11 protein-coding genes are annotated in these 13,245 nt (G+C 64.3%); 2 read left to right on the top strand and 9 right to left on the bottom strand.

The window, feature by feature from the left end; translation table 11 throughout:
• Nucleotides 1-267: 267 nt before the first annotated feature.
• The 3 genes from AWB68_RS27205 to AWB68_RS27195 all read right to left on the bottom strand — a co-directional run bounded on the left by AWB68_RS27205 (nucleotide 268) and on the right by AWB68_RS27195 (nucleotide 6,481).
• Nucleotides 268-3,630 carry an efflux RND transporter permease subunit gene (locus AWB68_RS27205; protein WP_087647445.1) on the bottom strand — a complete coding sequence of 1,121 codons (3,363 nt, stop codon included), beginning with the start codon at nucleotides 3,628-3,630 and terminating at the stop codon, nucleotides 268-270.
• Nucleotides 3,631-3,640: 10 nt separating this feature from the next.
• Nucleotides 3,641-4,909, bottom strand: a complete 1,269-nt coding sequence (locus tag AWB68_RS27200; RefSeq protein ID WP_087647444.1) for an efflux RND transporter periplasmic adaptor subunit — start codon at nucleotides 4,907-4,909, stop codon at nucleotides 3,641-3,643.
• Nucleotides 4,910-4,984: 75 nt separating this feature from the next.
• Nucleotides 4,985-6,481 (bottom strand): efflux transporter outer membrane subunit, encoded by a 1,497-nt coding sequence (locus AWB68_RS27195; protein ID WP_087647443.1) that lies wholly within the window; start codon nucleotides 6,479-6,481, stop codon nucleotides 4,985-4,987.
• A 253-nt stretch (nucleotides 6,482-6,734) separates the two neighbouring features.
• Between AWB68_RS27195 and AWB68_RS27190 the strand changes: the two genes are divergently transcribed.
• A complete protein-coding gene (locus AWB68_RS27190; RefSeq protein WP_235028527.1) occupies nucleotides 6,735-7,001 on the top strand; it encodes a hypothetical protein in 267 nt (88 codons plus the stop codon).
• Between the two features lie 226 nt (nucleotides 7,002-7,227).
• Here the strand turns inward: AWB68_RS27190 and AWB68_RS27185 are convergent, their stop codons facing one another.
• On the bottom strand, nucleotides 7,228-8,469 hold the full coding sequence (locus AWB68_RS27185; protein ID WP_087647442.1) for an NAD(P)/FAD-dependent oxidoreductase: 1,242 nt from the start codon (nucleotides 8,467-8,469) through the stop codon (nucleotides 7,228-7,230).
• A 116-nt stretch (nucleotides 8,470-8,585) separates the two neighbouring features.
• Here AWB68_RS27185 and AWB68_RS27180 point away from each other — a divergent pair, with 116 nt between their 5' ends.
• The gene (locus AWB68_RS27180; RefSeq protein WP_087647441.1) at nucleotides 8,586-9,335 is read left to right on the top strand and encodes a class I SAM-dependent methyltransferase; all 750 of its coding nucleotides are present in this window, start codon (nucleotides 8,586-8,588) and stop codon (nucleotides 9,333-9,335) included.
• Nucleotides 9,336-9,368: 33 nt separating this feature from the next.
• Here AWB68_RS27180 and AWB68_RS48355 read toward each other — a convergent pair whose 3' ends face one another.
• The 5 genes from AWB68_RS48355 to AWB68_RS27160 are packed head-to-tail and all read right to left on the bottom strand — an operon-like array spanning nucleotide 9,369 to nucleotide 13,243.
• A complete protein-coding gene (locus AWB68_RS48355) occupies nucleotides 9,369-9,512 on the bottom strand; it encodes a hypothetical protein (protein WP_160110070.1) in 144 nt (47 codons plus the stop codon).
• Between the two features lie 32 nt (nucleotides 9,513-9,544).
• Nucleotides 9,545-10,759, bottom strand: coding sequence for a beta-ketoacyl synthase N-terminal-like domain-containing protein (locus AWB68_RS27175; RefSeq protein ID WP_087647447.1), 1,215 nt, complete (start codon nucleotides 10,757-10,759; stop codon nucleotides 9,545-9,547).
• Nucleotides 10,760-10,803: 44 nt separating this feature from the next.
• The gene (locus AWB68_RS27170; RefSeq protein WP_087647440.1) at nucleotides 10,804-12,030 is read right to left on the bottom strand and encodes a beta-ketoacyl-ACP synthase; all 1,227 of its coding nucleotides are present in this window, start codon (nucleotides 12,028-12,030) and stop codon (nucleotides 10,804-10,806) included.
• The gene (locus tag AWB68_RS27165) at nucleotides 12,030-12,755 is read right to left on the bottom strand and encodes a 3-ketoacyl-ACP reductase FabG2 (RefSeq protein ID WP_087647439.1); all 726 of its coding nucleotides are present in this window, start codon (nucleotides 12,753-12,755) and stop codon (nucleotides 12,030-12,032) included. The genes AWB68_RS27170 and AWB68_RS27165 overlap by 1 nt, the downstream gene beginning before the upstream one ends.
• Nucleotides 12,752-13,243 (bottom strand): hotdog family protein, encoded by a 492-nt coding sequence (locus AWB68_RS27160; protein ID WP_087647438.1) that lies wholly within the window; start codon nucleotides 13,241-13,243, stop codon nucleotides 12,752-12,754. The genes AWB68_RS27165 and AWB68_RS27160 overlap by 4 nt, the downstream gene beginning before the upstream one ends.
• Nucleotides 13,244-13,245 lie beyond the last annotated feature (2 nt).

Below are 13,245 nucleotides of genomic sequence, written 5' to 3'. Positions count from 1 at the left end.
AGAAACCAGACGCCCATCCAACGCGCTCCCACTAACAGGGTGCAAAACGAGTGGGGAGATTTCTCGACCTACGTCCTTGTCGAGTGTGGGATTTGAACGCACGGGGTTGTCGGCCCACGCTAGTCGAGCTTAACCCAGACCAATCGAGTGGCAGCTTGACGCAGAGAACGGACTTTCACAGCCGGACAGCGAGAGCCCGGTCATTGGTCTTATGGAAAGCTTCGCATAAGGCAATGACGCGACGAAGATCTGGCGCGCGCCGGTTCGCTAGGCAGGCGTGCCCTCTCCCGCAGAACTTGCGCCGCCGCCACCCGCCCCACCGCCGCCATGACCGTCGCTACCTCCCGGTGTGCCACCGTCGTGCTCCCCATGGCCGTCCCCTTCTTCACCGTCGCGATGGTGCATTTTGTGCGACACCTCGTCGAGCTCGTCGCCCAGCAGCCGCCGTACGACCACATAGAACACCGGAATCAGCAGCAAACCGAAGAAGGTGGCGAACAGCATGCCGCCGATCACGCCGGTGCCAATTTCGTGACGCGAGGCGGCGCCTGCACCCGATGAGACAACGAGCGGGAACACGCCGAGAATAAAGGCCATCGAGGTCATCAGGATCGGACGCAGTCTAAGCCGGGCTGCGGTCAGGACGGCGTCGCGCAGCGTCATGCCGCGTTGCTGCCCCTCCACCGCGAACTCGACAATCAGGATCGCGTTTTTCGCCGCCAGACCGATCACGGTCACGAGACCAATCTTGAAGTAAATGTCGTTCGGTACGCCGAACGACAGACAGAACACCAGCATGCCGAGCATGCCGAGCGGCACGACCAGCAGCACCGCAGCCGGAATCGACCAGCTTTCGTACAGCGCGGCGAGACACAGGAACACCACCAGGATCGACAGCATCAGCAGCGTCACCGCCGACGAGCCCGACAGCAATTCCTGGAACGACTGACCGGTCCAGTCCGCTGCGAAACCCACCGGCAACTGGTGGTCGACGATGTTCTGCAGCACATCGATCGCCTGACCGGTCGAATAGCCCGCGGCGGAGTTGCCGACAACCTCGATCGCCGAGTAGCCGTTGTAGCGCGGTAGCACGGTCGGCCCGAAGCTCCATCTGGCATTCACCACACTGGAGAGCGGCACCATGTTGTAAGGGCTGATCGACGTGTTCGCGGGCGACGGGTCGACGGGCGTCGCGAAGCCGTTCAATGCGCTCGCGCTTTTCGATGACGACTGGCCCGGGGCCGTGATCGAGCTGCCACTGTTCGTGAACAGGCCCGGCGTGTACAGGTGCTGGAGCGCATCGAGCCCCATCCGGTAGGGCGCGTCCGCCTGGATATAGACACGCTTCACGCGTCCGCCGTAAGTGAACTGGTTGACGTAGAACGGCGCGAGTTCCATCTGGAGCGTGTCGTAGACGTCGGTCAGCGACAGGCCCATCGCTTCGGCCTGAGTCCGGTCCACCGCGACGTCCAGTTGCGGCGCACTCGGCAGTGAGTTGGGGCGGATCCCGAATAACACCGGGCTCTTCGAAGCATTGCCGAGCAGCGTGGCCGTAGCCTGGCCAAGCTCCGCGCGCGACTGGCCGGCACGCGCCTGCAGATACATATCGATGCCACCGAACTGGCTAAGACCGCGGATGGTCGGCAGATTCACCGCGAAGATCTGCGCGTCGGGAATGGCATGAAGGATCTGGTTGATCTGCGGAATCAACTGCATCGCGGTGTCATGGCGCTTGTTCCAGTCCGCCAGCTTGATGAACGACATGCCGACGTTTTCGCTCGTGCCGACAAAGCTGAAGCCTTCGGGCTGGAAAATGCCCACGATTTCCTTGCCGACCGCACTGTGTTCGAGCTTGTCGCGTACCTCGGCCATCACGTGGTCTGTGCGCTGCAGCGTCGAGCCGGGCGGCAGGTTGATGAGTGCGAGCACGAAGCCCTGGTCCTCGTCGGGCACGAAGCTCGTCGGCAGTTTCGTGTACAGGAAGCCGGTCAGCACGACGACGAGCACAAACACCACCATCCAGCGTGGCGCATGGTGCACGGCGCGGCCGGCATGGCCGAGATACTTTTTCGTCGTCCAGTCGAACGTGCGGTTGAACCAGCGGTAGACCGCGCTCTTGCTCTCCACGTGTTCGGGCCTCAGAATCGCCGCGCACAGCGAAGGCGTGAACGAGAGCGCGAGGAACGCGGAGAATCCCATCGATACCGCGATCGTCAACGCGAACTGCGCGTAGATGATGCCAGTCGCGCCCGGCTGCAGCGCGGACGGGATGAACACGGCGGAGAGCACCACCGTGATCGCGATGATGGCGCCGGTGATCTGGCCCATTGCCTTGCGTGTCGCCGCCCGTGGCTCCAGATGCTCCTCGCTCATGATGCGTTCGACGTTTTCGATCACGACGATCGCGTCGTCAACCACAATGCCGATCGCCAGCACCATGCCGAAGAGCGTCAACTGGTTGAGCGTGTAGTGCAGCGCCGACAGGCCGATGAAGGTCCCGAGGAGCGCAACCGGAATCACGAGCGTCGGAATGATCGTGGCCCGCAGATTCTGCAGGAAGATCAGCATCACGAAAAACACCAGCACGATCGCCTCGATGAGCGTGCGGATCACGTCGACGATCGACGCGGTGATAAACGGCGTGGTGTCGTATGGCACGCTCCACGTGACGCCTTGCGGCAAATCGCGCGCCAGCGTCGCCATCTCGGCTACTACGGCCTTCTGGACCGCGAGCGCATTCGCGCCTGGCAGCAGGAAAACCGCGAGTCCCCCAGCGGCCTTGCCGTTATAGACCGGCGCGAAGCCATACGTCTGCGAGCCGAACGAAATACGCGCCACGTCGGAGAGCTTGACCGTGGTGCCGTTGCTGTTCGCCACGATAATGATGTCCTGGAACTGCTTGACCGACGAGAACAGGCTGTCGCCCGTCACGTTCGCCGTAAACATCTGCCCTTTCACGGCCGGATCCGCGCCCAGCGAGCCGGCTGCGAACTGCGCATTCTGCGAGCTCACGGCATTGAGCACCTGGGTCGTGGACAGCCCGTAGCTCTGCAGCTTGTCGGGGTCGAGCCAGATGCGCACTGCGTACTCCGAGCCAAGCAGCGTGGTATTGCCGACCCCGTTCACACGGCCGATGTTAGGCTGGATCTGCGAGGCGAGAATATCGGAGAGCCGCCCGGCATCGATCGCGGGATTATCTGACTGCAGCGCGATGAACATCAGGATGTCCGGACTCGCCTTCGCCACAACCACCCCTTGCTGAGTGACCTGCGAAGGCAGCAGAGGCTGGGCGAGCGTGACTTTGTTCTGCACCTGCACCTGGGCGATGTCCGGGTTGGTGCCGGTCGCGAACGTGAGGGTGATCTGTGTCTGGCCATTCGAGCTGGAGCTCGAACTGAAGTACAGCAGATTGTCGATGCCGGTAAGCTGCTGCTCGATCACCTGGGTCACCGTCGATTCCATCGTCTGGGCGCTCGCGCCCGGATACTGCGCGGTGACGGTCACTTGCGGTGGCGCGATGTCCGGGTACGAATCGATCCCCATGCCGTGCACGGAAATGATGCCGAACAGCGAGATCAGGATCGCGATGACCCAGGCGAAGACGGGGCGGTTGATGAAAAAACTCGGCATGAGCGGTCTCCTACTTCGCCATACCGGCCGAGGCCGATGACGCCGCGGAAGCCGGCGCAGCTGCGGGACCCGACGCCGCCGGGCTCGACACGGCAGGTCCCGTGCCGGGAACCGCATTCGCAGCCACCCCCGACGCAGCCGCAGGCGGCTGCCACGCGACGCTCTTCACCTGCGCACCTTCCCGCACCATCTGTACACCTGTCACGATGATCGGGTCACCGTCTGCCAGCCCGTGCGTGACGACCCAGTTGTTGCCAAGGCTATTGGTCGCCTCGACATCCTTGCGCGTCACCTTGCCGTCCGCACCGACCACAAACACGTATGCACCGACCGTGTCGCGCTGCACTGCCTGCTGGGGAATCAGGAACACATTGTTCTGCTGGCCGAAATCAACGGTCAGCGTCACATACATGCCCGGCAGCAGACGCCGCTGCGGGTTCGCGACGAGCGCACGCATATTGATCGAGCCGGTCGCGGCATTCACCGTCACGTCAGAGAAATCGACGGTGCCCGCCGTCCCGTACGACGTATGATTGGGCAGCCCGATCCGCACCGTGGTGTGGTTTTGTTGCTGCAGTTCTATCGAGCCGTTGCTCTGGGACTGCTGCAGCGTCGCCAGATCGGCCGAACTGATCGTGAAGTTCACGTACATCGGATCGATCTGCTGGACCGTCGTCAGCAGCGTGCCGCTGCCACCCGTGTCGGACGTGCTGGTGCCAACCACCGCGCCCGCCGTCACTTGTTGCTGCCCGGCGATACCGCTGATCGGCGCCGTCACGCGCGTGTAGGCGAGCGAAACCCGCGCGCTTTCGACGGTTGCCTCGTCGGCCTTGACCTTGGCCGCGGCGCTGCGTTCGGCGGCATCGGAATTGTCGACCGTCTGCTGCGAGACCGAGCCGACCGGCAGCAGCTTGCGGTTGCGCACGGCGGTGATGTGGTCGTTGACGTAGGTGGCCTGATCCTCGGCCAGCACCGCAAGGTCGTTATTCAGCTGCGCGCGGTAAAAGACCGGATCGATTTCAAACAGCAGTTGCCCCGCGCGAATCTGCGAGCCTTCCTTGTAGGTGCGCCGCAGCAGCACGCCGGACACGCGCGCCGTCACATTGGCGCTGTAATAAGGCGAAAGCCGGCCGACAAACTGACGTTCGAGCGGCACCGCCTGCGATTGCGCCTTCACCACGGCGACTTGCGGCGGCGGAGGCGGCGGCGCTTGTTTCGAGCAGGCGGCGAGTACGATCAGGCACAGATACAGCGCCCCGCGCTGAGGACGTGACTTCATGAAAACTCCGTTCTTGCTTAAGTCCGGCATACGCGTGCTGCGCGGAATTCCAGACCGTATGGAACAGCATGTGAGTCAGTCGGCAGACTGCACCGGGGCAGGTCGCACGGCAGTTTCGGAAGCGGGTGAAGAAGCGGCGGCCGGCGCCGAAGCGACCTCGGCGTCATCACGCTGCCAGCCGCCGCCAAGGTTCTTGACGAGTAATACATTGCTCTCGGCGAGTAGAGCCTGCGTGTCGCGCAGGGTCTGCTGGGCCTGGATCAGGGTGAGGCGCTGCGTCAGCACGTTTTGCTGGCTGGACGCGCCGGCATTGAACTGCGCCTGTTGGCTCGCGAACAGTCGGCTGCTGCTGTCGAGCACCTGCGCGAACGCGCGTTCCTGCGCCCGCAGATGATTCATCGATGACAGGCTGTCCTCCACGCTCTGAAACGCCGTCAGCACGGTATTGCGGTAGTTCGCGACGTCCTGGTCGTAGGTCGCGCGCGCCTTGTGGACCGCGGCCGTGCGTTCGCCGCCGTCGAAGATCGTGGCAGCGAGATCGGGGCCGAGCGTCCAGAAGCGGCTCGGCACCGTGAAGAGCCGCGCGAACGTGTTGTGCGCAAAACCGCCCTCGGCCGAGAGCGTGAGGGTCGGAAAGTACGCGGCTTCCGCGACGCCGATGGTCGCGTTGGCCGCCGCCGCCGTGCGCTCGGCGCTCACCACGTCGTAGCGCCGCTCCAGCAGTTGCGAAGGCAGCGCGTGCGGCACGTCAGGCTGAAGGAACGGGTAGTCAGGATCGGGGACGATGCTGAATGACTCGGGCGGCGTGCCGGTCAGCACGGCAATCGCGTGCTCGTCCTGCTCGCGGATCGTTTCGGTTGCCTGCAGATCGGCGATCACCGTTTGGAGGTTCTGCTGCGCGTTGAGCACGTCGTCGCCCGACGCTGCGCCTTCCTTGAACCCGGTCTGCGTCATCACGAGAATGCGGCTGTAGATGTCCTGCTGCTCCTTCAGCGCGCGAATGTCGAAGTCGGCCTGGCGTAGCTGGAAGTAGTCGGTCGCGACGCTGGCCGCGATCGAAATGCGCTCACCCGCAAGCTGCGCATCCGACGCCTCGGCGTTCGCTTTCGCTTCCTCCACCTCGCGTCGTATCTGTCCCCATAGGTCCAGCTCCCAGCTGACGGTCCCGGTAGCCGCCACGACGTTGCCCGCCGAGGCCGACGACCCGGAACTCGCCGAGAGCCCCTGGACGTTGCCGCCGGCACGCGCACCGGCAAGGCCCGCCGTGACGACCGGGAACAGGCCCGCCTGGTTGGTCTCCACGGTCGCGAGCGCGACGCGATAGGCGGCTTCAGCCGCCGCGATCGACTGATTTGCTTTCAACGCCTGCTCGACGAGACCGTTGAGCTGCTCGTCGCCATACATGCGCCACCAGGTGCTTGAGATCGCCGCCTGCGGATTCACCTCGGCGCGCTGCCAGTCGACGCCTTCCTTGAACCCTTCCGGCACCTGGACCTCAGGCTTGCGATAGTCCGGGCCGACCATGCACGCAGCAAGGGACGTGACGAGGGCAAGCACCACGCCGACCTTCATCGCACGTCGCGATCGAGGGCGTGTAGCCTCTTTGCAAGCAAATCTCAAGGTAGGTGAATGACTTCTCAAGTGCATTCCTTTGCGTCGACCCGGAGTTAGCGCTTTAGCGGTCGACTGAAGTTAGCGCTTTAGCGCTTGCTCCGTCCCATGCAAACTCGTTCTGCACACCGGATCAGCAATCCAGCGACGAGGTGACGCATACTTTAGCGGGATTAAACGAACTCTGCAGTTGTGAGCCAGGAGAGAGATTTCAATGGCGACCGCCACCGCCGCTCCGGTGACCGCACAAATAATCGATTTTTGGGCATGGTTCCAGCCCGGTTTCTGGTCCGTTACAACCAACCAAAAGTCAGAACTGGAACTGACTGGCGATGTCGGTGCTCTTCATGGTGCTCAGACCGTGAAGACGCGCGTTAGCGAATCAAGGCAGGTCGTGGTTTCCAGCGACTGGCGAGAAATCGTGGAGAAAGGCCTGTCGGCGATTACCCTGCAGACAAAGGACTTGGTAAGGGGGGAGTAGCTCCCTCCAACAGCGAACCACGCAACTCGTCGTGGAGATGAAGGGAGCGTCTGGCTCGCCGGCCCCGCACCAACGACGTCGAGAGCGAGCCGACTCCGAAACGTTCAAACGAGATAGCGTGCCGAACCCGTCGCCGGTCTCCGAGCCCTCGACAACTCGGCACGCTCCAACGGCCGTATGTGCTTCCCGATGACCGGCAGTCCGACACTCGTGTTCACGTGTCCAACTATCTGGTCGCCTTGCAGATCTCATGAAGCGTGTCGAGCCGTCGCCCCGCATCTTTGACGAACGGATTCGTTTCATCCCATGCGTAACCTGCCAACACGGCGCTGATCATGCGTCGAATCTGCGGCGCCTGCTCAGCGTGGAACAGGATGTCCTGCAATTCTCCCGAATACCAGCGTTCCACGAACGCGCGGAACACGTCGATCCCCCGGCGCAGCTCATCGTCGTACTCGATCTGCCAGTCCACCGCCGCTCCGGACAGTTGCCGCACGAGCACGCACGCGGCGAGATGCGCTGATCGCAATGCAATCGTCACCCCTGACGAGAATACCGGGTCCAGAAACTCACCCGCATTGCCGAGCAGCGCGAAGCCCGGCCCATGCAGGCGCGCGACATTGGCGGCATAGCCACCGATCGTCCGCACTGGCATCAGAAACGGGGCGTCTCCGAACCACGCGCCGAGCGTAGGTTCCTGCCGGATCAGCGAACGCAGCCGGCTCTCGCGCTCGGACTCCGTGCATTGAAGAAAATCGCTTTCGGCCACGCATCCCACCGATGCACGTCCGCCTGCCAGCGGGATCATCCAGTACCAGACGTTGCCGTGTTCGGGGTGCACTGCCACGCAGATCTTCTCGCGATCGATCGCCCGTAGCGGCATGTCGTCACGGACGTGCGTGAAGAGCGCCGCGCGCGTCGGCATCCGGGTCGGCGTTTCGAGTTGCAGGAGACGCGGCAGTACGCGCCCGAAGCCGCTTGCATCCAGCACGAACCGTGCTTGAACGCGATATTGCGTGCCGGCTTCATCGGTGACGTCGAGCGCTGGTCGTTCACCCGTCTCGATGGCATTCACGGTATGGCCGAAGCGAACGTCGGCGCCCTGCTCCGCCGCACAGCGGATCAGCAGATCGTCGAACGTGGCGCGCTCGACCTGATAGGTCGTCCCCCAGCCTGGCGTGTGCTTGTCGCGGAAATCGTATGACGACGACTCGCCGCGCCGAACGAAACGCGCGCCGTTCTTGTACTGGAAACCGGCTTCGACTACCGCCTGCAACATGCCCGCCTCGTCGAGATAGGCCATGCTCTGCGGCAGCAGGCTTTCGCCGATCGAAAACCGCGGAAACTGCTGGCGTTCCAGTACGCGCACCGAATGGCCGGCTTTGCGCAGCAGTGCCGCGGCGACCGCGCCCGATGGGCCCGCACCGATGATGGCGACGTCCACGTCGACTGCACGGTGATCCGACATTTTGATATTCAATTGGACCTCTTGCGATGCATGAGTAACATCATTGTTTCAGCGCGAATGCTTGCCATTACAATGGCGCGCATTCTACGCACCTAACCTGCCGACGGAGCAAAGACGTGTCGTCTTCCGAAACTCATCGTGTTCCTTTCGTGCCGGAGACTGCGTTCGGCATCTGGTTCCTGCGCACTCGTATTTGGGAGCATCACGTCCTTCGCGTAGCAATCAACGATCTCAAGAGACTCATGGCCGGCAAGCGGCACGCGTCGGCGGTGATCATCGACGTCGGCTGCGGGCAGGGCAAGTCCTTCCGGCTGCTTGCCGATGCATTCGAACCGGCCCGCATCATTGGCGTCGACTTCCACGAACCATCGCTGCTGCTCGCGGCCGATGCCGCCACCGCCTGCAACTCGATCGACAGCGCAGGCTGTGACATCGAGTTGCTGCACGGCGATTGTGCGAGTTTGCCATTGCCCGACGCGAGCGCCGATATCGTGTTCTGCCACCAGACATTCCATCATCTCGTCGACCAGGCCGGTGCGCTCGCCGAATTCCGGCGCGTGCTGAAGCCCGGAGGCACGCTGCTATTCGCGGAATCGACCGACGCCTACATCAAGTCATGGGTCATTCGCCTCCTGTTCCGTCACCCGATGCAAGTGCAAAAGAGCGCTGACCAATATCTCGCCATGATCCGCGCCGCCGGATTTTCGTTCAGTTCGCGCAACGTATCGCTGCCCTATCTCTGGTGGAGCCGGGCAACCGATTTCGGCCTCTTCGAACGGCTCGGCCTGCATCACCCGAAACCCGGCAAACGGCGCGAGACGCTCGTCAACGTCGCGGCAATCAAGGTATCCGACGCCCCGGCCTGATGCGACACACGGTCGGGACCGCGGCCGTCACCGTCAGCGCGCGCCGATCACCAACATGTCGCCGCTCACCTTCAGCGCCGTGGCGCTGGGGCTCACGCCGCACGCGAAGTCCGTATCCAGCGGCGACTTGACGACGGCGTTGAAGCGGCGGCCGCGACCAGCGTGCTGACCAAACAAGCGCTTTTTTTCGTCATTTGTTCTCCTTGTGTTTAAAAAGTCCGTCCCGCATCCGCGGGGTTCCATGCATCGAACATCAAGCTCGCGCAACTTCCGCCAAAGCCGAACGATATCGACATCGCCCGGCCGACATGTGCCGCACGAGTCGCCGTCACAACCGGCAGGCCGCTGATGCAAGGATCAGGCGTCTCGATGTCGCCCATCCCGGCCATAAAGCCATCGCGCATCATCAGAAGCGCATAAATTGCCTCGTGCACGCCGCACGCACCGAGCGGATGCCCGGTAAAGCGCTTGGTCGACGAGAACGGCGGCATGCGCTCGCCGAACACCTCTGTCATCGCACGCGCTTCCTCGCTGTCGCCGGGCACGGTGGACGGGGCGTGCACGTTGACGTAGTCGGGATGCGCGCCGCCGGCTTCTTCGAGCGCGGCCCGCATTGCCCGCGCGATTCCCGGCGCACGCGGCGCGATCATGCCCGCCCCGTCGGTGCAATGGCCGAAGCCGGTCAGTTCGGCATAGATGCGCGCGCCGCGCGCGAGCGCGTGGTCGAGTGCCTCGAGCACGAGCACTCCCCCGCCCGACGCGATCACGAAACCGTCCCGCTGCGTGTCGTAGGGACGTGAGGCAACCCGTGGCGTTTCGTTGAAGCGCCGGGACAAGGCACCCATTGCGTCGAACATCAGCGTGGTGTTGTCGTGCAACGCCTCGCTGCCGCCCGCCAGCACGATATCCTGGCGGCCGGTCTGGATGAGTTGCATTGCCTGGCCGATGGCGAGCGCGGATGTCGTGCACGCGGAAGACGGCGAATAGCAGGTGCCTTCGATACCGAAAAACTGCGCGACGCTTGCGGACGCGGTGCTGCTCATGGTCTGCGGCACCGCGTAGGGCGGCACCTTGTCGACCCCGCGGGCGTGCGCCGTCGCGAGCGCGGCATCGTAGGCGGACAGCGCGCCCACGCCCGAGCCGATCACCGCGCCGGCGCGCGGCGAGCGCAATGCGCGCAAATCGAGTCCGGCGTCATCGACCGCCTTGCGGGCGGCGTGGCACGCAAAGCGCGCCGTGTCGCCCATGAAGCGCTCGACTCTTCGATCGAAAGGCGTCTCCCGGTCGACCGAGGCCACGCCCGCCACCTGACTCGCGAAACCGCGCTCACGCCATGCCTCGACACGCGTGATGCCCGAACGCCCGACGCGCAAGCTGGAGGACACGCCGTCGAGCGTATTGCCGAGGCACGATACGATCCCCATGCCGGTCACGACCACCCGCGACAGGCCGCGACGTGCAGGGGCGCTCACCGCACGCGCCTGAAGATCAGCGACGTGTTGATGCCGCCGAACGCGAAGTTGTTGCTCATCACGTACTCGGCGTCGATCGCGCGCGCCTCGTGCATGATGTAGTCGAGCGATGCGCAGGCAGGGTCAGGCTGGGTCAGGTTGAGCGTCGGTGCATACCAGTTGCGCTTCATCATCTCGATGGTCCACCACGCTTCGAGCGCGCCGCACGCGCCGAGCGTATGTCCGACGTAGCTCTTCAGCGAGCTGATCGGCATCCGTTCGCCGAAGGTCTGCGCGGTCGCGTGGCTTTCCGCGACGTCGCCGCGGTCGGTCGCGGTGCCGTGCGCATTGACATACGCAATGGCGCCGGGCGCGAGACGCGCGTCGTCGAGCGCGAGTTGCATCGCGCGGGCCATCGTCGCGGCGGTTGGCTGAGTGATGTGCACGCCGTCGGAGTTGCAGCCGAAGCCCACGATTTCCGCATGGATGCGCGCCCCGCGCGCTACGGCATGCTCGTATTCCTCCAGCACGAGCGTCGCCGCGCCTTCGCCGACAACCAGGCCGTCGCGCGCGATATCAAACGGCCGGGGCGTGAGATGAGGCTCGTCGTTGCGTGTGCTGGTCGCATAGAGCGTATCGAAGACCGCGACCGCCGGCCCCGAAAGTTCCTCCGCGCCGCCCGCGAGCATCAGCGCCTGCTTGCCGGTCGCGATGGTCTCGTAGGCGTAGCCAATCGCCTGGCTGCCCGACGCGCACGCGCAGGACGTCGGCACGATCCGCCCCTTCAGGTCCCAGAAGAGGCTCACGTTGACCGCGCTCGTGTGCGGCATCATCTGCACGTAGCTGTTCGACGTGACTTCGCTCATCGAGCCGGTCGCGAGCATGGTGCCGAACGCGCGAATCGGCTCGACCGATCCCGAGGACGATCCGTAGGCCACGCCCATGCGGCCGTCGGCGATACTCGCGTCGCCGGCGAGACCCGCGTCGGCGAGCGCAAGTTCGCTCGCACGCACTGAATATAGCGAGACGGGACCCATCGAGCGCGTCTTCTTGCGCGGATAGTGCGCCGGGGTGACGAAGCCGGGCAGCGGGCACGCGAGCCGCGTGTGGAGCGACTCGAAATAGTCCCATTCGGTCATGCGACGCACGGCGTTGCGCCCTGCCCTAAGCGCGGTTTCGATCTCGGTCCACTGATCCCCGAGCGCTGTCACGCCGCCCATTCCGGTAATGACGACGCGCTTCATCAGATCATCCCGCCGTTGACGCCGAGCACCTGGCGAGTAATGTAGGAAGCCGCATCCGACATCAGGAAGCTCACCGCGGACGCGACCTCGGCCGGCTGTCCCACGCGGTTCATCGGCACGGTCTGCAGCGCTTTTTCCAGCGGCATCTGGTCGAGCATGCCGGTCTCGATCAGCCCGGGCGCGACGCAGTTCACGGTGATATGGCGGCTTGCGAGTTCCACCGCGAGCGCCTTGGTCGCGCCAATCAGGCCGGCCTTCGCCGCGCTGTAGTTGACCTGCCCGCGATTCCCGGTCACGCCCGATACCGACGCGATCGTCACGATGCGCCCGCCCTGCTTCGCGCGGACCATCGGCATGGTCAGCGGATGCACGACGTTGTAGAACGAATCGAGGCCGGTCTCGATCACGACGTCCCAATCTTCTTCCGTCAGTGCGGGAAATGCGGCATCGCGCGTCACGCCCGCGCAGCAGACGACACCGTAGTACGCGCCGTGCGCGGCGAGGTCGGCTTCGAGCGCGGCGCGGCAGGCGGCGCGCTCGCGCACGTCGAACTGCAGCACGCGCGACACGCCGCCTTGCGCGGCGATGCCGGTCGCGACGGCATCCGCTTCCGCGCGGCCGCTACGGCAATGCACCGTCACGGCGAAGCCGTCTGTCGCAAGCTGATAAGCGATCGCGCGGCCAATGCCGCGGCTCGCGCCGGTGACGAGAACACGCCGGTTCATGAGCTGACACTTCCTTCGATGAAAGACCGGAAATCGGTCGGTTGGAAAACCTTGACGACGGCCTGCGCGCAGCATACGTCGTCGATTGCGATGGCGCATTCGTACGCGCCGTGGCCGGCATCGCTCTGCAACAGTTGCGTCGCGCTGACCACGAGCCGCGAACCGCCCGCGAACGACGGCCGCAGAGCCTCATAACGCTGCGAACCCAGCAGCACGCCCGGACGCGCCGTCGCGCCCCGGCGCATCGCGCTCAGCGCGACATGGGCGGCGATGGCCTGCGCCATCAGTTCGATGCCGATCCAGGCCGGCATCGCGCCCTCGGCATCGGCGTACCAGGCGTCGCTCCGCACGAAGGCATGAGCGCGAAGCGACTCCTCGCTGAGCGCGCCAATCGAATCGAGCAGCAGCATCGTGCCACGGTGCGGCAGGATCGCTTCGATCGGCGCGAAGGGCGGGAAAGGTTTCGAAATATCGATTCGCGTCGTCATGG

It is taken from the genome of Caballeronia choica, assembly GCF_001544535.1.
In the GTDB taxonomy this organism is placed as follows: Bacteria; Pseudomonadota; Gammaproteobacteria; order Burkholderiales; family Burkholderiaceae; genus Caballeronia; species Caballeronia choica.
The sequence above is the reverse complement of the archived record's forward strand: the minus strand, read 5'-3'. Positions and strand labels throughout refer to the sequence as shown.